This window comes from Sinosporangium album (genome assembly GCF_900100605.1).
GTDB lineage: Bacteria > Actinomycetota > Actinomycetes > Streptosporangiales > Streptosporangiaceae > Sinosporangium > Sinosporangium album.
This window is the reverse complement of record NZ_FNCN01000011.1, coordinates 1-23,211: the sequence shown is the minus strand read 5'-3', so window position 1 is coordinate 23,211 and position 23,211 is coordinate 1. Positions and strand designations below refer to the sequence as shown.

Genomic DNA, 23,211 nt, shown 5'->3' with positions numbered 1-23,211 from the left:
TGGCGAATGACCACCGTTCTGCCCGTATCCTTCGACGACATCCGTGAGGCCGCCGCACGCCTCCACGGTGTCGTCCACCGCACGCCCGTCGTCACGTCCCGCACCTTGAACGCCCTCGTCGGCGCCGAAGTGTTCATCAAGTGCGAGAACTTGCAGCGTGTCGGCGCCTTCAAGTTCCGCGGCGCCTACAACGCCGCGGCGCGGCTCTCCCCCGAGCAGCTGGCCAAAGGCATCGCCACCTACTCGTCCGGCAACCACGCCCAGGCCGCCGCCCTGGCGGCACGCACGCTCGGCACCGGCGCCGTCGTCCTGATGCCCGAGGACGCCCCCCGCTCCAAGGTGGAGGCCACCGCCGGATACGGCGCGGAAGTCGTCACCTACGACCGCTACACCCAGGACCGCACAGGGCTCGGGCAGGCCCTCGCCGACGATCGCGGCCTGGCCCTCATCCCGCCGTACGACCACCCCCACGTCATCGCCGGGCAGGGCACCGCCGCCCTCGAACTCCTTGAGGAGACGGGGGAACTCGGCGCCGTCGTCGTGCCCGTCGGAGGCGGCGGCCTCATGGCCGGCAGCGCCATCGCCGCCAAAGCGCTCCACCCCGCGATCCGGGTCATCGGCGTCGAACCGGAGAACGGCGACGACACCAAGCGCTCCCTGGAAAGCGGCGAACGCGTCACCATTCCCGTGCCGCACACCATCGCCGACGGCCAGGCCCTGCCCACTCCGGGCGAGATCACCTTCGCGGTCAACCGTCGCCTCGTCGACGCCGTCGCCCTCGTCGGCGACGACGAGATCGTTCACGCCATGCGGTTCGCCTTCGAACGGCTGAAACTCGTCCTCGAACCCAGCGGAGCGACCGCCCTGGCCGCCCTCATGGCCGGGCGCGTCGCCGATCCGCCGCGCCGGATCGGCGTCATCGCGTCCGGCGGCAACATCGACGCCCAGAGGTTCTCCGAGCTCATCGGCGCCTGACATCTGTTCAAGGGCCGCCGGTTCATACGTCGTCGTGGTGCGGGAGGCCCGGGCCTCCCGCACCACGACGACGCGCGGCGGAGGCCCGGGGTGGTGCCGGCATGTGGGCGGCGTGGGACGGGTCGCCCGGATACCGGTGGGTCAGGCGCTTTCTCTGCTCAGTGGTGCGGTTTCGGGCTCCTGGCGGGCGATCTGGTAGAGGATGACGCCGCTGCCGGAGGGGCGGGACGGGGGGAAGGCCGGTGGGGTGCTGCGGGCGGCGTTGCGGTTGATGACCTCCTCGGCGAGGGTTTCGAGCCCTTGGACCATCCAGTGGGTCAGATCGCAGTCTTGGATGCGGGCGGCGAGTTCCCACCGTTCGAGTTGTTCGCGGCTGGGCCGGAGGTTGAGGTCGGCGGGGGCCGCGGCGGGCTGTCGCCGTACGGCTTTCGCCTCGGTCTGGGCCTGCCGGAGTTCGCGGCGCAGGCGGTTGCGCGACCAGCGGTGCCGGTCGGCGCGCTCCAGCCAGAGGTCCTGGTCGGCTTCGCTCAGGGCGGCGACTTCGGCGTGGTGGGCGAAGCTGAGTTTGTCGCGGCGCCTGGGGAGGCTGAAGCGGCGGGCGACCCAGGCGTAGTTGCGCAGGGTCTGGTAGTCGAGGGCTGTCCTTTCGATGGCCGTGCGGTAGCGGTCGGTGTAGTGGTCCTGGCCGTAGACGAGCCAGTCGCCGAGCCACCAGGCGGAGGAGTCGGCGATGAGGGAGAGTTGTCTGCCGATGCGCTCCCAGCTTGTGAGGGGGATCTGTCTGGGGAACTGGAGGCCGGTGCGGCGCGGCACGACGGCGCGGTCGAGTCCGGGCCGGTGGTCGTGCCCGGCGTCGGGCGTGGCGCCGCCGAGGGTGAGCTCGTCCTCCATGCACGCTTGTTCGGTCATAGTTGTTCCCTCCCGCGTTTCACGACCAGGCTGCGGATGACCGCTTTGCGTGTTCTGCCGGGTCGGCCGGGGCCGCGGAGGGCCGGGGGGTGTGGGCTGGCCATGGAAAGTTCCTTGATCCTGAGGGTGACGGGGTGGTCCGACGGCCGCAGGTGCAGCACCAGGCAGCCGAACATCACCAGTGCGAAGCTCACCAGTCCCATCGAGAGGGCGACGGGCAGGAGCAGCAGCGTGATCACGGCGGCGATCTGGTCGCCGCCGTCGAGCGCGGTGGCGGAGGCCTGGAAGCTCACCGCCGCCCACCAGTGGCAGGCCGTACACGTTGGTCCACGGGCTGACCTCGGCGACAGCGCGCGTCTTCGTGCCGAGCCGGGCTAGCACGCGATGTCCACGCGCACCGCGGAGACGGGCATGGACGGCCGCGGCGCCGCACGGGCCCAGCCCACGGCAGCGGTTTCTGCCGGGACAGCGCGAGCGGTCCGCAGAGGACGGGGTCGGGCGCCGGGTTGCGGGTGTGTACGGCGCCGCTGAGTGTGTCCAGGCATTCAGCCTTATGCTAAAAATTCTAGAATTATGTGTAAAGAGCTGGTCACCACGCTCCGATCGTGACCCCAAGGCAGGCCGCCACCGGCCCAGAGGTGGAGCCGCCCATGCGCCTGAGCATCGACCTCAGTTCCCCCCTGCCGCTCTTCGACCAGATCGCCGAAGGGCTGCGGCGTGAGCTCTCTCTCGGCACCTTGCAGCCCGGCGACCACCTGCCGCCCGCGCGCGACCTGGCCGCCAGTCTCGGCGTCAATCTCCACACGGTGCTGCGCGCTTATGCGCTCCTCCGCGACGAGGGCGTAGTGGAGGTGCGCCGCGGCCGGGGCACGGTGGTCGTCTTCCGGCCCCGGGTCGGCGACGACCCGCGTCTGACCCGCGCCGTCAACGCCGTCGTGGCGGAGGCCAGGCGCGTGGGGCTGACGGCCGACCAGCTTGTGGGCTATGGCAGGATTTGTGACTAGGTGACCGCAGCCCGCTGCGCGTCCGTCGGGGGCGTAAGCGGTCAAGGCGGTGCACGTACGGTCCAGTCGACGCTCTCTGCTGGTCACTCTCGCCGTCCCTTTCGGTCTGCTCGCCGCCGGCGTCGCCGTCCCGTTCGCGTTTCAGGAGCGGTGTCCAGAGCCGCTCGCCGTGCACTTCACCAACGGACGCGCCGACGATGCGGCTCCGCTCTGGCCGACCGTGCGCGAGATCTTCGGGCTCGGGACGGGGGCGTGGCTGCTGATGGGCCTGCTCACCTATCTCCGGCCCGCCGGGTCCCTCGGGCGGCGGATCGCGGCCGGCGCGGCGCTCGCCGCGGCGACGACGACGATCTCGCTCACTGTCCTGCTCGGCTGACCCGGCGCCCGGAGCGCCGGCGGGGCCGCGTCAGAGTGACAGTCCCCCGTCCACCCGCAGCACCTGCCCGGTGAGGTAGGCGGAGCGCTCCGACAGCAGGAACGCGACCGACTCGGCGACCTCGCCGGGCGTGGCGAAACGGCGGAGCGGTATACGCCCGATCACTTCGGACCGGTCGCCGTCCGTCATGCCCGCCGTCATGTCGGTCTCCACGAAGCCGGGCGCCACCGCGTTGACCCGGATGCCGAAGGCGGCCAGCTCCTTGGCCAGGGTCTTGGTGAGGCCGATGACCCCGGCCTTGGCGGCGGCGTAGCCGGCCTGGCCGGCGGCGCCGTACAGGCCGGCGAGGGAGGACAGGGTGACGATGCCGCCCGCGTGCCGTCTGGCCAGGCGTACGGCGACGGCCCGGCAGGCGTTCCACGTGCCGGTGAGGTTGGCGTCGAGCATGGCCTGCCAGTCGTCCGTCGAGGTCAGGACGGCGGGGCGGTGGGCGGTGAGGCCGGCGCAGGTGACGAGGGCGGTGATCGGGCCGAGCTGCGCCTCGGCGTCGCGCACGAAGGCCGCCACCGCGGCCGGGTCGCGGACGTCGGCGGCGGCGAAGTGGGCGGCGACGCCGTGGGCGGCCACCTCGTCGCGGGCCTCGCGCGCCGCCCGGCTTTCGGCGGTGTAGCAGCCCGCCACGTTGTATCCCTCCGCGGCGAGTTTCACCGCGACGGCGCGGCCGATTCCGCGGGAAGCTCCGGTCACCACAGCGGTCACGCCCTGTCCTCCTCAGCCGCATTGCCTATAGTCTCGCTTTCAAGGAGGATATGAGAAATGACCGGGATTCAAAAGTCCGTGATTCTCCGGATTTCCAGTACGATCGTCTACGAGAATCCTTGGATGACCGTGCGCGAGGACGAGATCGAACGGCCCGACGGATCTCGCGGAATATACGGGGTGGTGCACCGGCCCGACAGCGTTCTCGTGGTGCCGTGGGACGGCACGCATTTCCATCTGGTGGAGGAGTTCAGATATCCCTTGGGCCGCCGCTCGTGGAGTTTTCCGCAGGGGTCGGCCCCCGAGGCGACGCGCGAGGCCGAGGCGCGCCGGGAGCTCGCCGAGGAGACCGGGCTGCGGGCCGGCCGCGTGCGGCCGCTCGGGCTGATCGACGACGCGCACGGCACGAGCACGCAGCGCCTGCACGTCTTCCTGGCCACGGACCTGACCGCGGGCGAGTCCGCGCGCGAGCACACCGAGCAGGACATGCGCCAGAGCCGGGTGTCGCGCGCCGAGTTCGAGGCGATGGTCCGCGGCGAGCAGGTCACCGACTCGAGCTCGATCGCGGCCTACGCGATGCTGCTGCTCGGCCCCGCCCTGCCGTAGCCGGGCACTCTGCTGATCGTATGCGGGAAATCGCATTCCGCCGCATTCTCGGGGCGGGGATCCGAAACGGACCGGAATCTGGGAACGGTTGTTCTGCAGACAGGGGTGAGGAAATGGAATACACACGGCTCGGCCGTACGGCGCTGGAAGTCAGCCGGCTCTGCCTCGGCACCCTGAATTTCAGGGTCAGGACGACGCTGGACGAGGCGTTCCATCTCATGGATGAATCCCTGGCGCATGGCGTCAACTTCTTCGACACGGCCAATCATTACGGCTGGCAGGTGCACCGCGGACTGACCGAGGAAATCATCGGCCAGTGGTTCGCGAAAGGCGGGGGTCGCCGCGAGAAGGTGGTGCTGGCGACCAAGGTGTTCAATCCGATGAGCGACTGGCCGAACGACCGCGGGCTGTCGGCCAGGCACATCATCGCCTCCTGTGAGGACTCCTTGCGGCGGCTGCGCACCGACTGGATCGACCTCTTCCAGATGCACCACGTGGACAGGGCGGCGCCGTGGGAGGAGGTGTGGCAGGCCATGGAGTCCCTCGTGCGGCAGGGGAAGGTGCGTTATGTCGGCTCGTCCAACTTCGCCGGGTGGCATCTGGCTATGGCGCAGGCGGCGGCGGACCGGCGCCACTTCCTGGGGCTGGTGTCGGAGCAGTGTGTCTACAACCTGGTGACCCGCTATGTGGAGCTTGAGTTGATACCGGCCGCCGTGGAGCTGGGGATCGGTGTGCTGGCGTGGTCGCCGCTGCACGGCGGCCTGCTCGGCGGCGCGTTGCGCAAGCTCGACGAGAGGGTGGCGGTGAAGTCGGCCGAGGGGCGGGCGATGGCGGCGCTCGACTCGCACCGGGAGACCATCGTGCGCTACGAGAAGTTCTGCCGCGACCAGGGGTTCGACCCGGCGGAGCTGGCGCTCGCATGGGTGCTGCGGCGGCCGGGGGTGACGTCGGTGGTGATCGGGCCGCGGCTGCCGGAGCACCTTGCGGGGGCGGTGAGGGCACTCGGCACGGAACCGGGCGAGGAGGTGCTGCGCGAGCTGGACAAGATGTTCCCGCCGGTCGGCAACGGCGGGCCCGCGCCCGAGGCGTGGGCCTGGTAGGGCGCGGGCCGGGACCGGGTTCAGGGGGCCGCGGGTCAGGGCCGGGTTCAGGGCCGGGGGCCGGGTCGCGGGTCAGGGCCGGGTTCAGGGGGCCTCGGGTCAGGCGGTCGTCTCCGCCGATTCGCAGATCATGGCGGCGATGCTGCGGACGTCCCTGAAGGACACCTCGTCGACCCGCTCCATGGGCACGGCGACGCCGTACTCCCGCGCGATGTGGTTGAGCAGGATCGCCGAGTTGAGCGAGGTGAGGATCCCCCAGGCGAGGAGAGGGGTGTGCTCGTCGAAGCCGGTCCCGTCGCCCGACAGGAACCTCTCCCGGACGAACCCGGTGAGCCCCTCGACGACCTTCTCCTGCGACAGGTCTTTGCTCATTGCGCTCTCTCCTTCAGCCCTGCCCGGTCGGTCTTGCCGTTGGCGGTCCGCGGCAGGACGGTCGTGAATCGGATCTGTTCGGGGATCATGTACGGCGGGAGCCGCTCGGCCGTGTGCCGTTTGAGCGCCAGCACCCCGGGCGGCCCGCCGGGGCCGGCGACGACGAAGGCGACGAGGGCCGCGTCCGCTCCCTCTCCCCTGACCACCACCGCCGCCTCGCCGACGTCCGGGTGGGCGGTGAGCACCGCCTCGACCTCCGCGGGTTCGACCCGGTGGCCGCGCACCTTCACGAGGTCGTCGTCGCGGCCGAGGAAGTCGAACGCGCCGTCGTCCCGCACCCTGACCACGTCGCCCGTCCGGTAGGGGCCGGTCTGCGGTTCGCGGCCCCAGTAGCCGAGCATCACCGTGGGACCGTCCACGTGCAGCACGCCTTCGTCGCCGGGGGCGGCCACGCCGCCGTCGCGGCGGACGGCCCACACGGTGTCGCCGCAGCTCGCGCGGCCGATGGGGACGGGCTGGTCGCGCCGCAGGTCCTCGGGCCGCACCTCGTGGAAGGTGCAGACGTTGGTCTCGGTCGGGCCGTACAGGTTGAGCAGCCGGGCGCCGGTCCAGGCCGCGAGCCGCCGTACGTGCTCGACGGCGAACGGCTCCCCGGCGAACAGCACGGCGCGCAGCGCAGGAGGCGCGGGCTCGTCGAGCAGGCCGCCGTCGCGGATCATGAGGGTGAGCGCCGACGGTACGGAGTACCAGATGGTGATGCCCTCGTCCCGGACGAGCCGCGCCAGCCGTACCGGGGTATAGGCCAGCTCCGGCGGCACCAGGTGGACACTCGCGCCGGCGGCGAAGGCCGCGTAGAGGTCCAGCACCGACAGGTCGAACGTGAGCGGGGCGTGGTTGGCGAGCCGGTCCCGCGGGGTCACCGCGAGTTCGGCGACGGCCCAGTCGACGAAGGCGCGGGCGTTGCCGTGGCCGACGCACACGCCCTTCGGCCTCCCGGTGGAGCCGGAGGTGTAGAGGATGTAGGCCGGTTCGCCGGGGGCGACGGCCGTGTACACGGGCTCGGCGGGGCGGAGGTCCTGTCCCATGTCGACGAGCGCGGTGCCGGGGGCCAGGATCCCGGCGAGCCGTTCGACTCCGGACGGGGTCGTGCACACGGCCGCGGCGCCGCAGTCGGCGGCGACGACGGCGAGCCGGGCGGCGGGGGTGGTGGAGGCGACGGGCACGTAGACCGCTCCGAGCCGGAGCACGGCCTGCATGGCGACCACCGTGCGCGGCGACTTGGCGCTCCAGATCGGCACGCGGTCGCCGCGGCCCACCCCGTGGGCGGCGAGCGCGCGGGCCAGGGCGTCGGCCCGGGCGTTCAGCTCGCCGTACCGCAGCACGCCGCCGACCCAGCGTACGGCGGGCCGCTCGGGATGGCGGGCGGCCGTCTCGACGACGTAGTCGTGCAGGCTCACAGGCCGAGCCCTCTCGCCACGATCTCCTTCTGGATCTCGGTGGTGCCGGAGAAGATCGTGCTCCCGACCGCGTCGCGGACGCCCGCCTCGATGCCGGTGACGGTCAGATAACCGCTGCCACCGAAGATCTGGACCGCGGCCAGGCCGTTGGCGACCGCCGCCTCCGAGACGGCGGTCTTGCTCATCGCGATGGCCATCGCGACGGCCGCCGCCTGGTCGCCGGTGCCGGTGCCGATGCCGGTGCCGCCGTCCAGCTTCGCGCAGGCCCGGTAGAGGAGCAGCCGCGCCGCCTCCAGACGCTGCGCCATCTCGGCCAGCCGGTGCGAGACCGCCTGGAAGTCGCCGATGGGCCGGCCGAACTGGCGGCGTTCCCTGGCGTGCTCCACGCACAGGCGCAGCTGCCGGTCCATCCGGCCGAGGTAGAGGGCGGGCAGGCAGGCCCGCTCCCAGGCCATGGACTCGCGGAAGATCGCGCCGCCGCGCCCCTCCTGGCCGAGCCGCAGCCCGGCCGGCACCCGGCATCCGGCGAACTCGACGCGGGCCGCCTGGCAGCCGTCGAGGCCCATCTTCGCCATCGGCTCGCCGACCGTCAGGCCCGGTGTGTCCCTCGGTACGGCGAACGCGGTCACGCCGAGGTAGCCGGCCGCCGGGTCCGTGGTCGCGTACGTCACGAAGATGTCGGCCTGGGGGGCGTTGCTGACGAAGGACTTCACCCCGTCGAGCACGTAGTGGTCTCCGTCGCGGACCGCGGTGGCGGCGGGTCTGCTCACGTCGGAGCCCGCGCCGTCCTCCGTCATCGCGTTGGCCGCGATCAGCTCCGCCGAGGCGAGACCGGTCAGCAGGCCGTCCCTGGCCTCCGGCTGGGCGTGGTCGCGGATCGTCACCCCGCAGGCGAGCAGGTGGGCGGCGAAGGCGAAGGCGTGGCCGGCGGAGGCGCAGCCGTACCCGAACGCCTCCAGGCAGAGCGCGGTGTCCAGCGCGCCGAGTCCGCCGCCGCCGTGCTCAGGCGGCAGGCACAGGCCGGTGACGCCGAGCTCGGCGGCGGCCGTCCAGGAGGCCCGGCCTGCGGCGGGTACGGCGAAACGCTCGCTCGCCCTCTCACGCATCTCGGCGATGCGCTTGCGCTGCTCCGGTGTCGGTTCGAAGTCCATATCAGTCCCAGTCAGGCCGTTCGAGGATCTTCACTACGGCGCAGGACACGGTGAGCCCGGAGCCGACGCCGCCCATGATCACGTGGTCTCCGGCCTTGAGTTCGCCGGTCGCGAGCAGGTGGTGCAGGGCGATGAACGGGTCGCCGGCGCCGGTGTGTCCGACCGTCTTGCCGTAGTCCCAGGTGGATCTGTCCATCGGCATCCTCAGCACCTCCATCCAGCGGTGCTCGATGGACTCGGGGGCGAGGTTGGTGAAGGCGGCCCTGGTCAGGTCGGCCGCGGTGATGCCCGCCTCCGCCAGAACCCGGCTCACCAGCTGCATCATCTTCTTGTGCGCGACGATCCAGGCGAGCCGCAGGTCGCTCCGCTCGGCGGACAGGCGCACGAACGCCTCGTCCCGGGCGGTGAAGTCCACCATGGCCCCGGTCGTGGCGCCGGGCGGGAAGAGCGGCTCGCCGCAGCGGTGCTGCTCCTCCAGCTCGGGGATGGCGGCCGACCCGACCGACAGCACCTGGGCGAACCCGGTGTCCTTGGTGAGCACCATCGCGCAGGCGCCGTCCCCCAGGATGAACGGGCCGGAACGCCACCGGTCGATGTGCGGGGTGCCGTAGTTGTCGGCGGCGGCCAGCATGGCGGCCGACGTGGACGGTGTCGCGCGCAGGTAGGCGGCGGCCAGCTCCAGGGAGCAGAACAGGCCGTTGCAGCCCTGCCGTACCTCCGCCGCCAACACGTCGCCCACCAGGTGGCGCTGCAGGTAGTAGTGCGGGAACCACGCCTCGGGCCCCTGGTGCCAGGTGTCGGCGTACAGCAGCAGGCCGAGGTCGGCCGGGCACTGCTCGACCGCGTCCCGGGCGGCCCGCAGCGCCATCTCCGGCGCGGGGAGGTCCCCCGCCACCGCCGCCGAGGTCATGCCGTGCACCGCCGCCTGTTCGGGGGTGCAGAGCCCCTGCTCGATCGCCGACCGCACGCTCACCACCTCCGGGAGGTGGACGCCGAGGCCGCCGATGAAGAGATCTGGAGTACGCACAGGTGTGAGCTCTCCCCTCTGGTGCCGATCCGGATGTGACAGTCGTGCGCGGCGCCCGCACCGCGCCCGCACGTGGCCGCACGTGGCCGCACGTGGCCGCACGTGGCCGCCTACACCTGCCGGGGCAGGCGCAGGAAGGCCGCCCACGGCGGGACCGGGCGGAGCAGGAACGTCGCGAAGCCGAGGGTCCCGCGCCACGCGCGCAGCCACGTGTCGCGGTAGTCGGCCATATAGCGCAAGATCTCCTGCCCGTCGCGGGCGGTCCGCAGGATGTCGCGGCTGCCGACCCCGGCCGGTGCGGAGGGCGCGGCGGCGTCCAGGCCCCAGCGGGCGAGGGCGCCCACGCACGCCCACTGGAAGTCGTCCCACTCGGCGGCGCTGCTGATGTGCGCGTGGACGGGCGCCCACCCGGCCGCGGCGAACCGGTCCACCGTCCCGGCCAGGCCGGTGTGCGTGGACGCCTCCACGCCGAGCGCCGCGAGCGCCCGCTCGTCCGGTTCGCGTTCCCAGAACGGCTCGCCGACCAGGGCCACGCCGCCGGGGGCGACGAGCGGACGCAGATGGTCGAGGTTGCGGCGCAGCCCGCCGAACGCGTCGGACAGGCCGACGCACATCACCAGGTCGTACGGCTGCCGCGAGGTGAACGCGCGGGCGTCGGCCGCCTGGAACGCGGCCCTGGCGTCGAGCCCGCGATCCTTGGCCCGGTCCTGGGCTTCCGCGATGTGCGGCGCGGACACGTCCACGCCGTGGCCGACGGCGTCGGGGTGCAGCTCAAGGGCGCGCAGCACCCACGCGCCGAGCCCGCAGCCGAGGTCCAGCACCCGCGCGCCCGGCTTGAGCCGGGCGCGGCGCAGTAGGCGGTCGACGGAGTCCTCCGACACCGGGCCGAGCACCGGATGGTCGTCGCCGAGCCGGTTCCAGACGGCCTCGCTGTCGATGTCGTCGTACCTCACCGGCCGCCTCCCCCCGGCGAGCCGTCCTCCTCGCCGAGGAGGTCCGCCGCGGCGCGCGCGCACAGCGCGCTCGCCGCCCGCACCTCGGGCGCGAGCGGACGGTCGGCCTCAAGGGGCGGGGAGATCTCGGCCAGGTCGGCCCACACGCCGCCGGGCTCCGGCCGAGGGCGGTCGGCCGACAGCGCGGTGAGCTGGGCGACGCCGACGGCGAGGGAGCCCACGACGAGCCAGGCCGGCTCCAGCGCGTCGGCGACGGCGTTGGCGCCGTTCAGCGCCATCGGCACGTGGTCCTGGTTGCCGCCGTTGGTGGGCAGCGCGGTGAGCGAGGAAGGGTAGACGAGCTGCCTGATGCGCGACACGAACGAGGTCGAGCTGATCTGCACGCCCGCCAGGCCGCTGCCGCCGCCGGGCCTGGGCGTCAGCATGGGGGGCAGGCCGCCGTTACCGGACGGTGCGCAGATCAGCGCGAGCTGCCGGTCCGCCAGGTAGGCGAGCTGCTGCAGGCAGAGCCCGAGCTGGTCGGAGCAGAGCCCGACCGGCATGGCGTGGAAGTTGCCGCCGTGCAGGATCTTCCCGTCGACGTACACGGGGTTGTCGGTGCAGCCGGCCGCCTCGGTCAGCAGGATGGCCTCGGCGGCGGCGAGCTGGTCGAGCACGGCGCCCACCACCTGGGGGACGCAGCGCAGGCTGTAGGGCTCCTGGAGGGGGCGGGACGGTTCCCGCGCATGGCCGGCGGGCAGCTCGTCGCGCACCCATCGGGCCGCGGTGAACTGCCCGGCCTGGCCGCGCGCCCGCGCCACCCCCGTGTGGTAGGCCTCGGGGCTGGCTCCGAGCAGGCGCACGACGCGGCCGGTGAGCATCGCCACTGCGCGGGCCAGGCGCAGCACCTCCTGATGGTTGAGCACGCTGACGGCCAGGCCTACGCTGGTGCCGTTCACGAAGGCCAGCGCCTCCCGCGCCGACCATTCGACGGGGCTCGCGCCGATCGCCGCGAGCGCCTCCGCCGCGGGGACGCGGCCCCACCGGCCGGCCCGGTCGCGTGTCCACGCCTCGCCCGTGCCCGCGTGGGAGAGGGCGGCGTGCGCGAGCGGCTGCAGGTCGCCGCTGGCGCTGACGGTGCCGTCGCGCGGGATGACGGGGGTGAAGCCCCGGTTCCACAGGTCGGCCAGCCCCTGCCAGAACTCCGGCGACACGGCCGAGTAGCCGAGGCGCATGCTGTTCAGCCTCAGCCACACGGCCAGCCTGGACGCCTCGGGAGGCAGCGGCCGCCCCTGGCCGGAGCCGAGGTGGGAGATGAGGCCGCCGCCCTGCTCCACCGGGGAGTCGGCGGCCTCGTACACGACCAGCGGGCCGAACCCCTGGGTGACCCCGTACACGGGGTCCTTGGCGGCGAGCGCCTCGGCGAGACCGGCGGCGCTCACGCGCATGGCCGCGGCCTCCTCGGGGCCGCAGGGCCGCAGGACGGCCCCGAACGCGGCGGCGCGCACGAGGTCGGCGAGGCGCTGGAGCTCCTGCCGTTCGGTCAGGGCGGTCACGCGTCCGCTCCCACGCCCGCGGTGAACGGCTGCTGGAGGCGGCGCAGTTTGCCGGTGTCCGACCGTTCGATCCTCGCGACCAGCCCCACCCTGCGCGGGCGCAGCCCGATGCGGGCGATCACCTCGCGCAGGTCGAGCCGTACGGAGGACGCTCCCGGCCGGGGGACGAGAAGCAGGTCGAAGTGTTCGCCGGTCGCGGCGTCGACCACCGGCACACACGCCAGGTCGGCCGCGGGGACGAAGGTGCGCAGGGTGCGTTCGAGCTCGTCGAGGTCGATGCGGCGGCCGTTCACCTTGACCAGGCGGTGGCGGCGGCCCGCGAACGCGAAGGTGCGCCCGTCCAGGATTGTCACGTGGTCGTCCATCCGCCGCGCGGCGGGCGCCGGGCCGCCCTCCGGGGCGGCCAGCCTCGGGCTGGTGATCGTCAGCGGGACCTCCTCGCCCGGCGTTCGCCGTTCGTCCGTGTCGGCCGCGCCGTCGGCCCCGTCTGCGTCGTCGGTGTCGTCGGCCCCGTCCGCGCCGCCGGCCCCGTCCGCGCCGCCGGCCCCGTCCGCGCCGTGGGAGTCGTCGGCGCCGTGGGAGTCGTCGGCGTCGGCGTTATCGGCGTCGGCGGCCGAGTCGGCGGCCCGGGCCGCGAACTCCACGTCGTCGAACAGGCGCCACGGCGGATTGCCGGGCTCCCACGTCCGGGTGGCGACGCCGCCGGTCTCCGTCGAGCCGAAGATCTCCGTGATCGTCGCGCGCCCCTCCCCCGCCAGGTCCAGCAGCTCGGCCGCCGCCGACGGCAGCGTCGCCGTACTGTGCACGATCACGAGCCGGTCGGCGGCGCTCACCCATGCGGCGCGGCGCAGCAGCAGCGGGAAGGCCATCGGGATGGCCATGACCGCCCAGCGGCGGGCCAGCTCCGCGGGGGGCAGCCCGCCGCGCTGCGGGTGGTACCAGACGGGAAGCCGCATGTAGGCGGGCACAAGCACGCTCACCAGCGCGCCGTACAAGTGGCGCGGCGGCGCGAACGTCAGCACCGCCTCCGGGCGCTCGTCGGCGAGCAGCCCGGCCAGCATGGCCGCCTCGGCCCAGAGCTGCTCCCTGGTGCGCCGCCACCGCCGCGGCGCGCCGGTGCTGCCCGACGTCTGCAGGTCGAGGTACGGCGGAAGCGCGCCGATGTCCAGCCCGCCCGCCTGGTCCCAGCGCACCGACCAGGGGTGATCGGCGAGCTCCGGGGCGGTCAGCCCGGAGGCGAGTAGATCGTCGGGATCGAGTTCGGTGAAGGTCACGGCTAACCTCTCAAGGTCGGCACTTGTGCGCTGTCTCGCCGGCGGGACCGCTCGCGTTTCTTCAGGGGCTCCCACCAGGCCCGGTTGTCGGCGTACCACTTGACGGTGTCGATCAGGCCCTGGGAGAAGCCGATGGTGGGCCGGAAGCCCAGCTCGGTCCTCGCCTTGCCGCAGTCGACCGAATAGCGGCGGTCGTGCCCCTTGCGGTCGGCGACGAAGTCCACCATGGACCAGTCCGCGCCCAGCGCCTTCAAGACGGCCTCGGTCACCGTGAGGTTGGTCAGGCCGTCCGTGCCGCCGAAGTGGTAGACCTCGCCCGGCCTTCCCCGGTCGGCGACCAGCGCGATGCCCCGGCAGTGATCGTCCACGTGGATCCATTCCCGCACGTGGCCGCCGTCGCCGTACAGCGGCACCGGTTCACCGTCGAGCAGGTTGGTGGCGAACAGTGGGATCAGCTTCTCGGGAAACTGGTAGGGGCCGTAGTTGTTGGAGCACCGGGTCACCGTGACGGGGAAGCCGTGGGTCTGGTGGAACGCCCGGGCCAGGAGGTCGGCCGCGGCCTTGGACGCGGCATACGGCGAGTTCGGGCGGAGCGGGGCGTCCTCGGTCCAAGTGCCCTCGTCGGTCGTGCCGTACACCTCGTCGGTCGAGACCAGCACGAACTTGTCCACCCCGGCCCGGCGGGCGGCCTCGATGAGGACGTGGGTGCCCGTGATGTTGGTCCTGACGAAGTCGTCGGCGCCGGCGATGGAACGGTCGACGTGGCTCTCGGCGGCGCAGTGCACGACGAGGGAGACGCCGGTCATCACCTCGGCCACGAGGTCGATGTCGCAGATGTCGCCGTGGACGAACGTCAGCCGAGGATCGCCCGCGACCGGCAGCAGGCTCTCCCTGGTGCCGGCGTAGGTCAGCTTGTCGAGCACCACGATCTCGTGGTCGGCGAGCCAGGGGTAGACGCCGGCGAGCGTCTGCCTGATGAGGTTGGAGCCGATGAACCCGGCACCTCCGGTGACCAACATGCGCATCCGCGTTCACCCTTGTCGCGAGTCGTCCCACCGCCGGGCCGCGTCCATGACGTAGCGGCCGTACTCCGAATTCCGCATATCGAATCCCAGCCGGTGGCAATGGTCGGCGTCGATGAATCCCATGTGCAGTGCTATCTCTTCCAGACAGGCAATGCGCACGCCCTGTTCGCGGTGGACCGACCTGACGAACCGGCCTGCTTCGAGCAGTGATTCGCTGGTGCCCGCGTCGAGCCAGGCGAAGCGCTCGTCCAAACGCACCATCCGGGCCGTCCCCTCACCGAGGTAGACCCTGTTCACGTCGGTTATCTCAAGTTCTCCGCGGGCGGACGGGCTGATCGACTTGGCGATTTCCACGACGTTCTCGTCATAGAAGTAGAGCCCGGTCACCGCCCAGTCGGAAAGGGGCGCGGCCGGTTTCTCCTCGATCGAGGTCAGCGTTCCCCCGGCGTCGAGTCCGGCGATCGCGAACCGGCTCGGCTCATCGGTCCTGCGGCCGAACAGCGCGCATCCATCGAGTTCCTTGCGCGCCGTCGTCAGCAGATCGCCGAAGCCGGGACCGTGGAAGATGTTGTCGCCGAGCACGAGGGCGCACGGCCGGCCCCGGACATGCCTCTCGCCGACCAGAAAGGCGTCGGCTATTCCGCGCGGCTCGGTCTGGGCGGCGTAGTCGACGCTCACGCCGAATTGCGACCCGTCACCGAAAAGCGCTTGAATCGCGGGCAGGACATCGGGCGTGGAAATAATAAGGACATCCCTGATCTCCGCCATCATGAGCACGGCGAACGGGTAATATATCATCGGCTTGTCGTAGACCGGCAGAAGCTGTTTCGAGGTGGACAGCGTAATGGGGTGCAATCGGGTGCCGCTACCCCCTGCCAGGACGATTCCCTTCACGATCACTCCCCGCTTAAACGGCTTTTTCCCAAGCGAATCGTATGATCGGCAAGCACTTCCCTTTCAACCCCTAGCGACCCCTGCGTAGGGGTTGGAAGTCCTTTCGGCGCTGGTTAACCTCCCAACCGTCCGCACTTCCAAGAAAGGGCATGGCGTGCGCATTCTGTTCGCTTCTTATGCGGAGAAGAACCACTTCCTCAGCATGGTTCCGCTGGCGTGGGCGCTGCGGACCGGCGGCCACGAGGTGCGGGCGGCCAGCCAGCCCGCGCTCGTCGACGTCATCGCCGACACCGGCCTCACGGTGGTCCCCGTCGGCAAAGACCACATGCTCGGGCGGCTCATGGCGCCGAACGGCACCACCTCGGACGGCACCACCCCGGACGGCACCACCCTGGACGGCACCACCCTGGACGGCACCGCCGTACTCGAAGCGGAACCCGGGTTCGACCTCGCCGAACGCGACCTCGAACGCTTCACCTGGGACTACCTGACCACGGGCTACAGCCAGTTCGTCCCGTGGTGGTGGAAGGTCGTCAACGAGCCGATGATCGACGACCTGACCGCGCTCTGCCGGCAGTGGAGGCCCGACCTCGTCATCTGGGAACCCACCACCTACGCGGCGCCGATCGCCGCCGCGGCGGTGGGCGCGGCCCACGCCCGGTTCCTCTGGAGCCACGACCTACTGGGCCGGATGCGCGCACGCTTCCTGCGCCTGCTTTCGCAGCGGCCCGCCGACAGCCGCCAGGACATCCTGGCCGAATGGCTCGACGCGCGCATGCGCCCCCTCGGCGGCGCGTTCTCCGAGGAGATGACCACGGGACACTTCACCGTCGACCCGTTCCCCGCCTCGCTGCGCATCGACACCGGGGCCGACCTGCACCACGTGCCCGTACGGCACATCCCCTACAGCGGGCGCGCCGTCGTCCCCCACTGGCTCCGCGGCGACGCCGAACGGCGGCGCGTCTGCCTCACCGTCGAGACCACCCTCACCGAGCGCTTCGGCCGCAGCGCCGTCCCGGTGCGGGAGATCCTCGACTCCCTCGCCGACCTCGACCTAGAGATCGTCGCCTCCATGCCGCCCGCCGAGCAGGAGAAACTCGGGCACGTGCCCGACAACGTGCGCGTCATGAACGGGGCACCCCTGCACGCGCTCATGCCCACCTGCTCCGCGCTGATCAACCACGGCGGCGCCGGCGCGGCCCTCACCGCCGCGGGCTACGGCGTGCCGCAGCTCGTCGTCCCCCACCCGCAGATGTTCGACGAGCCGCTGACCGCCGAACGCATCGCCGACCTCGGCGCCGGCCTCGCCCTCCCCTGCCGCGACGCCACCGGCGACCATGTCCGCGAGAACCTCCTGCGCCTCCTCGACGACCCCGCGTACGCCAAAGGCGCCGGGCAGCTCCGCGAGGAAATGGCGGCCATGCCCACCCCGAACGGCGTCGTCGCCGAGATCGAACGGCTCGTCGCCGAATACCGGCCCTGACCCGGCCGCCCGCCTCCCGCGCTCGTCCGGGGGCGGGCGGTTCCTGGCCTTCTTCGCGATCCGGGGAACGCGCTCAGAGTGCGGGGAACGCTCAGAGCACTCGACCCCCGAGGCGCGTACTTCGCATTCACCACCTTCACCAGAGCCCGCCGCGCCAGGCACTTGAACGCGATCCCCCGCTCCACACAGAAACCCCACACCACCTCCCGCACCCGATCGAAACCCTCCACCGTGCACGACACATGCACCTTCCACCCCTGCTCCGCCAGCACCGCCCCCTCCGGCACCACCACGCACCAGATCCCCCGCACCACCCGCCGCCACCCCGCCGGCACCACCGGCTCCCGCGCCCCGTCCGCCACGAAACCCCGACCCGACACCCACCGCGCCGGATCCTCGAAGAACACCGGATCGGCGAACGTGTGCATCTCCACCCGCTCAAACACCCGCCACCCCCGCAAGCCGCCCCAGAAGACGAGCCCCCACCCGCTCCCACTCACCACGACCCACCGCATAGAAATGCAGATCCCACAACCGCCCCCGGAAGAACACATGCGCAGGAAGCGACGCCTCCCGAGGCGTCGCCAGCAACGCCGAACCGAACCTCGGCAGACTCGCGTCCGTCGTCAGGAAATACACCTTCCGCAACTCCGGCCACACCGCGAACGCGTAATTCACCAGCAGCATCATCGCCTCGGCACCCACACCCCGCCGGACGCGTTCTGTTTCCATGAACAGGCCCACTTGAATGTGGCCGGCGCGGTCGCGTTCCTGGAGCGAGCCGAATCCGAGGAGTTCGCCGTTCTCCCGCAGGCGGATGGCGAAGACCGCGGCCAGCGTCTCGGGCCGCTCTTCGAAGCTTTTGAGAAACGATTCCATCGACGGAAGACTGTGCAGTCCGAGGCGCAATAGCAGTTGATAGAAGGAAAGGCCGTCGGCCGCCTCCGCCGGCTGCAATGCGACTTGCCTCGTCTCCAGGTGAGCGATCAGCACCATTACCGCCTTTCCCGAAAAAGGTTCCCTCGGGGATTCCGTAGATATTTTTCTATGTCAATATGACTGAATATGCACAAGGTTGCGGCACATTTGAAGCCCGAACGGCCCATTCCGGAGAACAGATTGCGGGCCGTGGTGCACCTGCTCGCCGAACGCGGCGTCGAAGAACTCGTGGCCGTTCTGGGCGACGATCCGCTCGGCCGTACGGTTGCCGATTCTCTGGCGGACCTGCCCCACATCGGCTTGGTGCGCATCGTACGAACGCCCGCCCCGTTCGACAACGAGGTCGCGGCGGGTCCGCAGGTACGTGTGCTGGGCGCGGTGCCGCTGTCGGCGGCCATCGTGGACGGGCGGGCGGCCGTGGTGCGCCTGCCGTATGGAGAGGGCGGCACTCGCGTGTTCCTGACGGCGAACGCCCCTCACGTGGCGACGCTGGCCTCGATGGCGGACCATCTGTGGGATGTGGCGTGCCCGGCGCCGGTGGTCGAGGGGCGTGGGCCGGTGATCCTGCACCTTCTGGCCGGGGGGCTGACCGATGCGGCCATCGCGGCGCGGCTGAGCATCGCCGAGCGCACGGTCCGCCGTCAGATCAGCGGGCTGATGCAGGCGGCCGGCGCCGCCAGCAGGTTCGAACTCGCCGTGCGTGCTCACCAGCTCGGGTGGCTTCCCTGTCCCGCCGGCGGGACCCGGCACCACCACGATCAGGACATGTGCCCCGAGAGCGCGCCGCGCCAATAAACTCACGCCATGGCCGAGGTGATCGGACGAGATGGAATCTGGACTTTCGACGGCGAACGCATTCGCGTGGTCCCCAACCGCAAAAGGCACGTGCCCAAGCTGCGCAGGGCACTGGGCGAGGTGTCGATTCCCCTGCCCGCTGTCGCGGGCGTCGCCTACGAGCCGGGCCGCAAGGGCGGTGCTCTGCGGCTGAGGCTGCGTGAGGGCGCAGACCCGCTGCTTCAGGTGGCCGCCGGGCGGTTGGGCGACGCCGACCCCTATCAGTTGGCACCCGACCCCGAACGCACGGGGGTGGCCGAATACTTCGTCGATGAAGTACGGCATGCGCTGCTGATCGAGCAGGTCCCGGAAGGGCCTGCGGACCGCTATCTCCTGCCGGGCCCCCAGGTTCCCGCCTCCGCTTCGGTGGGGGACGGGACGGTGTCGTTCGACGGAGAGCTGATCAACTTCGAATGGAATTGGACCGCGATCGAGCCCAAGAAGGCGGCCGGTCCGCAGAGGATCCCCGTGGGCGCCGTGGCGGGTGTGGAATGGGTGCCGCTCGCCGGAGGTGAGGACGGGAGGCTCTGCTTTCTTCTGAAAAGCGGTCATGTCGGTGCTCCCTCGAATCAGGAGCTCGCCTGCCTGCGTTGGAGCAAGTGGGGCATCGAACGTGAAGGTGGGACAACGGTGCTCGTGGCGGCTGCGGTGGCGGCCCGTCTGCCGCATCCGTTCAATCCCTCCCAGCCCGCGCTGACCCCGGGCGGTGCCGGCGGTGCCGTCAATCCTGGCGGTGCCGGCGCCGATCCCGACGTGATGCTGCGGCGTCTGCGCGAACTGGGGGAACTGCATCGCGAAGGGACGCTCACCGACGAGGAATTCACCCTCGCCAAGCAGGTTCTCCTGCGACGCATGGCCGACGGTTCCGAGTAGCGGGCGGTCCGGATGGCGGACAAAGGGTGTGGGGGCCCGGAAGGGCCCCCACACCGTGGGGCTTAGCTGCACGTCGCGATGCTGAGCCCGCTGTGCGGCAGAACCTCGTGCTCGGGAGCAACGTCGATGTCCTGCAGGGCGAGAACGTCGGACAGAACCATGGGAACCTCCTCTCCTTTCCGTCGTCGCGGCGATAAAACCCTCGGCAGGCCTCGCGGCCCCGCCGGGGATTCCATTGCGGTCGGCAATGAATTCCCTGTGAAGCCGCAGTGCGATTCTGGAATACGCAGACGGTCCGTACCAGGTGATATTCACGCTAAATGTCTGTTCCGAAGGCGGGCAACCTGATGTCCTAAAACGGCCATCCGGCGATATCCGGGCATGGTTTGCCGCGGGCCGTCGGAGCGGTCCGCTGCAAAAGGCCGCTCAGGTCAGCCGCTCTTTTGCCAATAAACGCCGGAGCGGTCGACGGTATGAATCGGATCGCCGATGCCGTGCTTTTCCCGGTAATGGGTGACGGCGAGTCGGCACGACACCAGGGCGCTGTAATCGTCGACGATCACGTATCCGCCGGGCGACAGCTTCGGATAGAGGTGAGTGAGGGCGTCCATGGTCGACTCGTAAAGGTCCCCGTCCATGCGGAGTACGGCAAGGCGCTCGATCGGCGCGTCCGGCAGCGTGTCGCGGAACCAGCCCTCCAGGAACCGGACCTGGCCGTCGAGCAGGCCGTACGCCTTGAAGTTCTCGCGCACCGTGTCGGCGGAGGCGGTGAGCAGGTCGTTCATGAGGTGGAGCGGGGCCCAGCGGTCGGCCGGATACTTCTCCGTGTCCGCCACCGGAAGGCCCTCGAAGGAGTCGGCCACCCAGACGGTCCTGTCCTTCACCTCATACGCCTTGAGGATCGCGCGCATGAAAATGCTCGCGCCGCCGCGCCAGACACCGGTCTCGACAAGGTCGCCGGGCACGTCGTCCTCCAGCACGCCGGTGACGCACTCACGGATGTTGTCCAAGCGCTTCAGGCCGACCATGGTGTGCGCGGTCCTCGGCACGTCCATGCCGTATTCCCTGCGTTTCGCGTCGAACGCGCGATCCTCCCGGACACCCGACCGCATCTCATCCCACGAGTCGCCGAACCAGATATCGGGGTCCTGGTAGATCGTGTTCGCCACTGCTTTCTTCATCAGGTCGAGATAGAGGTCCCGAGCGACTTCTGACACGAGGCCCACCCCATTTCATTGCGTAACCACGGGCCGGCGGTAATGCGCGGCGAGCCCTTCGATTTCGGGCACCAAGGCGTTCGGCGTCGGCAGTCCGCGCATCTCATCCCGGATCCGGTTGGTGTGACGCCGGAATCCCGGATCGGCGAGGACCGTGAGCAGCCCCTCCCGCACCACCTCGGGGGTCACGTCGGCGCTGGCGACGGTGAGGCCGGCCCCCTGCTCCGCGACCCGCCTGGCCAGAAGCGGAGCATCGAACATGTGCGGATTCGGCAGGATGAGTTGCGGCACGCCGTACGACAAGGTCGTGAAGACGGTCCCCGGCCCGCCCTGGTTGACGATCGCCGCACACGTCGGCAGCACGGCGTGGAGCGGGGCGAAGTCCACCAGTCTGATGTTGTCCGGCACACGCGGCAGGCTCTCCTGCTGCGCACGCGGCAGCGTCACCACCACCTCGGCGTCGACATCGCCCACGGCCTCGATCAGGTCCGGCACCGACACCGCGTATCTGCCGAACCGCTCGTGTGCCGTGGTCCCGAGCGTGAGGCAGACCCGGGGCCGCTGCGACGGGCGGCGCAGCCACTCCGGCACGACGGCCCGCCCGTTGTAGGGCACGTAACACATCGCCGCGTACCGCAACGGCACATCCAGACGGAGTGAGTCCGGCATGTAGTCGATCGTGAAATGTCCCCGCGTCAGCGTCTCCGAGAACTCACCGCCGAACGCCGCCACCCTCGTGCCGATCCAGTCGGCCAGCGGGTCCTCACGCCGTCCGGCGGGCTGCTCATGCATCAGCCTCAGGTAGTGTCCGCGCATTCCGGCGAAGAGATCCACGCTCCACAGGAACCGGGCGTGTACGGCGCCCGACGCCTCGGCCGCGATCGCGCCGGCGAAGGTCGTCGGCTCCCAGATCACCAGATCGGGCCGCCAGCCGCGGCACAACGCGATCAGGTCGCCGAGCATCGGCTCGTTCACCATCCGCCACCACCAGGGCACGATCTGGCGGTAGCCGTCGCGGAGGTATTCCCAGGTGACCCGGTCCGGCCGGAGACCCGTCATGTCGAAATCGGGCTCCGGCGCCGCCGCCCCCCGTTTGATCACATGCCGGAACCTGTGGTCCGTGCCGACCGGGACGAACGTCAGCCCCGCGCCGCCGACCACCTCCGTCAACTCCGGCTGGCTCGCCACCACCACGTCGTGGCCGGCCGTGCGCAGCGCCCAGGCCAGCGGCACCATGCCCAGGAAGTGGGTCCGTTCCGCCTGCGTGGCGATCAACACGCGCACTGCCATACCTCCGGGCTATGCGGATTCCTGGAGGAGCGCGGTGACGTAAGGCACCCCGTGGCGCTCCCACTCGTCGCGGTAGACCGCGAAGATGTTGATGTCGAGGAGTGTTCCGCGGTCGTAGACGTACTCCGGCAGGGTCGCCTCACACAGCACGGTCACCGGCGTGGCGGCGAGGCCGGGAAGCCCTTCCGCCACCGTCCAGAAATGCACCTTCCTGATGTTCCACATGGCGAAGGCGTAGTTGACGGTCAGCGCGGCGGCCTCGGCCGCGACGGCGTCGCCGCCGGGCAGGGCCAGGCACCCCTGCACATAGCGGCTGTGCGGGCTGAGCCGGTGCAGCGAGGTGAAACCGGCGAGCCTCCCCGTGCCGAGTTCCTCGACCGAGAACTGCGCGGCCACCTCGTCGCGGCTCCGCGGCCACGTCGAGGTGAACACATCGAGGCTGTCCAGCCCGGACATTTCTTCTTTCTGCAGGAATTCATGGACGGCCGGACCGTCCATGGAATGGCTGAGGCGCAGGGCCGCCTTGTGCGTCTCGGTATACGGGAAGATCACGGCTCGCCTTCCATATATGTGCCCCGGGTGTGGGAGCCCGAGGGCGGACCCCTACACAGGCCGGACTCAGCTACACGTGGCGTAGCTGACGCCGCTGTTGGCCAGAGTCTCGTGCTCGATCTGGATCTCGATTCCTTGGAGAGCCAGCACGTCGGATGCGGCCATGAATTCCCTCCTTTCCATGCCGTTGAAAAACGATCCTTAAGCTAGGCGTGCGCCGGTCTACGTGCAAGGTCCCGTCGGCGGGACAGGGCCGGGGGAGGGATATGTTCATGCCTGCTTAAATAGGCTGTTCACCCTGTGCCGCCTGCGTATGTGTGTCGTGGGAAAGGCCCTCACCCGGCTCGGCCGCTTATCCGCGGAGCGCGGTCGCGGGCGTGCGTGCGGTGATGTCCGGTGCATGCGACGCGGCAGTAGATTATCTCGCCGCCGTACCGTCGAAAAGCCATTCATAAACCAGACGCCGCCGGTCCGGGCGCAAGGTCCCGCCGGCGGGACAACGGACGGCCGAGGAGGGTTTCGATCGGGTGCGGGAGGTGGTGTGGGGTTTCTGTGTGGAGCGGGGGATCGCGTTCAAGTGCCTGGCGCGGCGGGCTCTGGTGAAGG

Annotated in this window: 26 protein-coding genes and 1 pseudogene; 8 read left to right on the top strand and 19 right to left on the bottom strand. The window is 70.7% G+C overall.

Annotated elements, in window-relative coordinates; translation table 11 throughout:
• Positions 1-6 precede the first annotated feature (6 nt).
• Positions 7-975, top strand: a complete 969-nt coding sequence (locus BLQ73_RS13370; protein WP_093170764.1) for a threo-3-hydroxy-L-aspartate ammonia-lyase — start codon at positions 7-9, stop codon at positions 973-975.
• Between the two features lie 141 nt (positions 976-1,116).
• On the opposite strand, the gene BLQ73_RS13365 is transcribed toward BLQ73_RS13370, so the two are convergent.
• A complete protein-coding gene (locus BLQ73_RS13365; protein ID WP_245691058.1) occupies positions 1,117-1,884 on the bottom strand; it encodes an LmbU family transcriptional regulator in 768 nt (255 codons plus the stop codon).
• Positions 1,881-2,177, bottom strand: a complete 297-nt coding sequence (locus tag BLQ73_RS13360; RefSeq protein WP_093170763.1) for a hypothetical protein — start codon at positions 2,175-2,177, stop codon at positions 1,881-1,883. The genes BLQ73_RS13365 and BLQ73_RS13360 overlap by 4 nt, the downstream gene beginning before the upstream one ends.
• Before the next feature lie 312 nt (positions 2,178-2,489).
• Here BLQ73_RS13360 and BLQ73_RS13355 point away from each other — a divergent pair, with 312 nt between their 5' ends.
• Together BLQ73_RS13355 and BLQ73_RS13350 are read left to right on the top strand one after the other, a co-directional pair.
• Positions 2,490-2,888 (top strand): GntR family transcriptional regulator, encoded by a 399-nt coding sequence (locus tag BLQ73_RS13355; RefSeq protein WP_245691057.1) that lies wholly within the window; start codon positions 2,490-2,492, stop codon positions 2,886-2,888.
• A gap of 49 nt (positions 2,889-2,937) precedes the next feature.
• Positions 2,938-3,264 (top strand): hypothetical protein, encoded by a 327-nt coding sequence (locus tag BLQ73_RS13350; protein ID WP_093170761.1) that lies wholly within the window; start codon positions 2,938-2,940, stop codon positions 3,262-3,264.
• A 30-nt stretch (positions 3,265-3,294) separates the two neighbouring features.
• Here BLQ73_RS13350 and fabG read toward each other — a convergent pair whose 3' ends face one another.
• Positions 3,295-4,023, bottom strand: coding sequence for a 3-oxoacyl-ACP reductase FabG (gene fabG / locus BLQ73_RS13345; protein WP_093170760.1), 729 nt, complete (start codon positions 4,021-4,023; stop codon positions 3,295-3,297).
• Between the two features lie 123 nt (positions 4,024-4,146).
• Between fabG and BLQ73_RS13340 the strand changes: the two genes are divergently transcribed.
• Both BLQ73_RS13340 and BLQ73_RS13335 read left to right on the top strand, forming a co-directional pair.
• Positions 4,147-4,629 carry an NUDIX domain-containing protein gene (locus BLQ73_RS13340; protein ID WP_245691056.1) on the top strand — a complete coding sequence of 161 codons (483 nt, stop codon included), beginning with the start codon at positions 4,147-4,149 and terminating at the stop codon, positions 4,627-4,629.
• 113 nt (positions 4,630-4,742) lie between these two features.
• On the top strand, positions 4,743-5,729 hold the full coding sequence (locus tag BLQ73_RS13335) for an aldo/keto reductase (protein WP_093170758.1): 987 nt from the start codon (positions 4,743-4,745) through the stop codon (positions 5,727-5,729).
• Positions 5,730-5,828: 99 nt separating this feature from the next.
• On the opposite strand, the gene BLQ73_RS13330 is transcribed toward BLQ73_RS13335, so the two are convergent.
• The 9 genes from BLQ73_RS13330 to rfbA form a co-directional block, all read right to left on the bottom strand.
• Positions 5,829-6,101 carry a phosphopantetheine-binding protein gene (locus BLQ73_RS13330; RefSeq protein ID WP_093170757.1) on the bottom strand — a complete coding sequence of 91 codons (273 nt, stop codon included), beginning with the start codon at positions 6,099-6,101 and terminating at the stop codon, positions 5,829-5,831.
• Positions 6,098-7,558 (bottom strand): amino acid adenylation domain-containing protein, encoded by a 1,461-nt coding sequence (locus tag BLQ73_RS13325; protein ID WP_093170756.1) that lies wholly within the window; start codon positions 7,556-7,558, stop codon positions 6,098-6,100. Before BLQ73_RS13325 ends, BLQ73_RS13330 begins: the two co-directional genes overlap by 4 nt.
• A complete protein-coding gene (locus tag BLQ73_RS13320; RefSeq protein ID WP_093170755.1) occupies positions 7,555-8,709 on the bottom strand; it encodes an acyl-CoA dehydrogenase family protein in 1,155 nt (384 codons plus the stop codon). The genes BLQ73_RS13325 and BLQ73_RS13320 overlap by 4 nt, the downstream gene beginning before the upstream one ends.
• A 1-nt stretch (position 8,710) precedes the next feature.
• Complete coding sequence (locus BLQ73_RS13315) at positions 8,711-9,736, bottom strand: ketoacyl-ACP synthase III family protein (RefSeq protein ID WP_093170754.1); 1,026 nt, start codon at positions 9,734-9,736, stop codon at positions 8,711-8,713.
• A 110-nt stretch (positions 9,737-9,846) separates the two neighbouring features.
• Positions 9,847-10,689, bottom strand: coding sequence for an SAM-dependent methyltransferase (locus tag BLQ73_RS13310; RefSeq protein ID WP_176955418.1), 843 nt, complete (start codon positions 10,687-10,689; stop codon positions 9,847-9,849).
• Positions 10,686-12,224: an aromatic amino acid ammonia-lyase gene (locus BLQ73_RS13305; RefSeq protein WP_245691055.1), complete on the bottom strand. Its 1,539-nt coding sequence runs from the start codon at positions 12,222-12,224 to the stop codon at positions 10,686-10,688. Before BLQ73_RS13305 ends, BLQ73_RS13310 begins: the two co-directional genes overlap by 4 nt.
• Positions 12,221-13,498: a class I adenylate-forming enzyme family protein gene (locus BLQ73_RS13300; protein WP_093170752.1), complete on the bottom strand. Its 1,278-nt coding sequence runs from the start codon at positions 13,496-13,498 to the stop codon at positions 12,221-12,223. The genes BLQ73_RS13305 and BLQ73_RS13300 overlap by 4 nt, the downstream gene beginning before the upstream one ends.
• Before the next feature lie 2 nt (positions 13,499-13,500).
• Positions 13,501-14,523 (bottom strand): dTDP-glucose 4,6-dehydratase, encoded by a 1,023-nt coding sequence (gene rfbB / locus BLQ73_RS13295; RefSeq protein ID WP_093170751.1) that lies wholly within the window; start codon positions 14,521-14,523, stop codon positions 13,501-13,503.
• Between the two features lie 6 nt (positions 14,524-14,529).
• Positions 14,530-15,417, bottom strand: a complete 888-nt coding sequence (gene rfbA, locus BLQ73_RS13290) for a glucose-1-phosphate thymidylyltransferase RfbA (RefSeq protein ID WP_093170918.1) — start codon at positions 15,415-15,417, stop codon at positions 14,530-14,532.
• A 154-nt stretch (positions 15,418-15,571) separates the two neighbouring features.
• On the opposite strand from rfbA, the gene BLQ73_RS13285 reads away from it, so the two are divergent.
• Positions 15,572-16,900 (top strand): activator-dependent family glycosyltransferase, encoded by a 1,329-nt coding sequence (locus tag BLQ73_RS13285; protein ID WP_093170750.1) that lies wholly within the window; start codon positions 15,572-15,574, stop codon positions 16,898-16,900.
• A 107-nt stretch (positions 16,901-17,007) separates the two neighbouring features.
• Here the strand turns inward: BLQ73_RS13285 and BLQ73_RS35250 are convergent.
• Together BLQ73_RS35250 and BLQ73_RS13275 are read right to left on the bottom strand one after the other, a co-directional pair.
• Positions 17,008-17,328, bottom strand: a pseudogene (locus tag BLQ73_RS35250) (class III lanthionine synthetase LanKC N-terminal domain-containing protein); the annotation flags it as partial.
• A gap of 10 nt (positions 17,329-17,338) precedes the next feature.
• On the bottom strand, positions 17,339-17,896 hold the full coding sequence (locus tag BLQ73_RS13275; protein ID WP_093170749.1) for a GNAT family N-acetyltransferase: 558 nt from the start codon (positions 17,894-17,896) through the stop codon (positions 17,339-17,341).
• Positions 17,897-17,965: 69 nt separating this feature from the next.
• Here BLQ73_RS13275 and BLQ73_RS13270 point away from each other — a divergent pair, with 69 nt between their 5' ends.
• Positions 17,966-18,634 (top strand): helix-turn-helix transcriptional regulator, encoded by a 669-nt coding sequence (locus tag BLQ73_RS13270; RefSeq protein WP_093170748.1) that lies wholly within the window; start codon positions 17,966-17,968, stop codon positions 18,632-18,634.
• Between the two features lie 9 nt (positions 18,635-18,643).
• Positions 18,644-19,546 (top strand): DUF4429 domain-containing protein, encoded by a 903-nt coding sequence (locus tag BLQ73_RS13265; protein ID WP_093170747.1) that lies wholly within the window; start codon positions 18,644-18,646, stop codon positions 19,544-19,546.
• Between the two features lie 62 nt (positions 19,547-19,608).
• Here the strand turns inward: BLQ73_RS13265 and BLQ73_RS31290 are convergent, their stop codons facing one another.
• The 5 genes from BLQ73_RS31290 to BLQ73_RS31285 form a co-directional block, all read right to left on the bottom strand.
• A complete protein-coding gene (locus BLQ73_RS31290) occupies positions 19,609-19,707 on the bottom strand; it encodes a SapB/AmfS family lantipeptide (protein ID WP_143020246.1) in 99 nt (32 codons plus the stop codon).
• 270 nt (positions 19,708-19,977) lie between these two features.
• Positions 19,978-20,763, bottom strand: a complete 786-nt coding sequence (locus tag BLQ73_RS13260) for a TylF/MycF family methyltransferase (RefSeq protein ID WP_245691054.1) — start codon at positions 20,761-20,763, stop codon at positions 19,978-19,980.
• Between the two features lie 15 nt (positions 20,764-20,778).
• Positions 20,779-22,047, bottom strand: a complete 1,269-nt coding sequence (locus tag BLQ73_RS13255) for an activator-dependent family glycosyltransferase (RefSeq protein WP_093170746.1) — start codon at positions 22,045-22,047, stop codon at positions 20,779-20,781.
• 15 nt (positions 22,048-22,062) lie between these two features.
• Positions 22,063-22,605 carry a hypothetical protein gene (locus BLQ73_RS13250; RefSeq protein ID WP_093170745.1) on the bottom strand — a complete coding sequence of 181 codons (543 nt, stop codon included), beginning with the start codon at positions 22,603-22,605 and terminating at the stop codon, positions 22,063-22,065.
• A gap of 66 nt (positions 22,606-22,671) precedes the next feature.
• Positions 22,672-22,770 (bottom strand): SapB/AmfS family lantipeptide, encoded by a 99-nt coding sequence (locus BLQ73_RS31285; protein WP_143020245.1) that lies wholly within the window; start codon positions 22,768-22,770, stop codon positions 22,672-22,674.
• Positions 22,771-23,211: the final 441 nt, after the last annotated feature.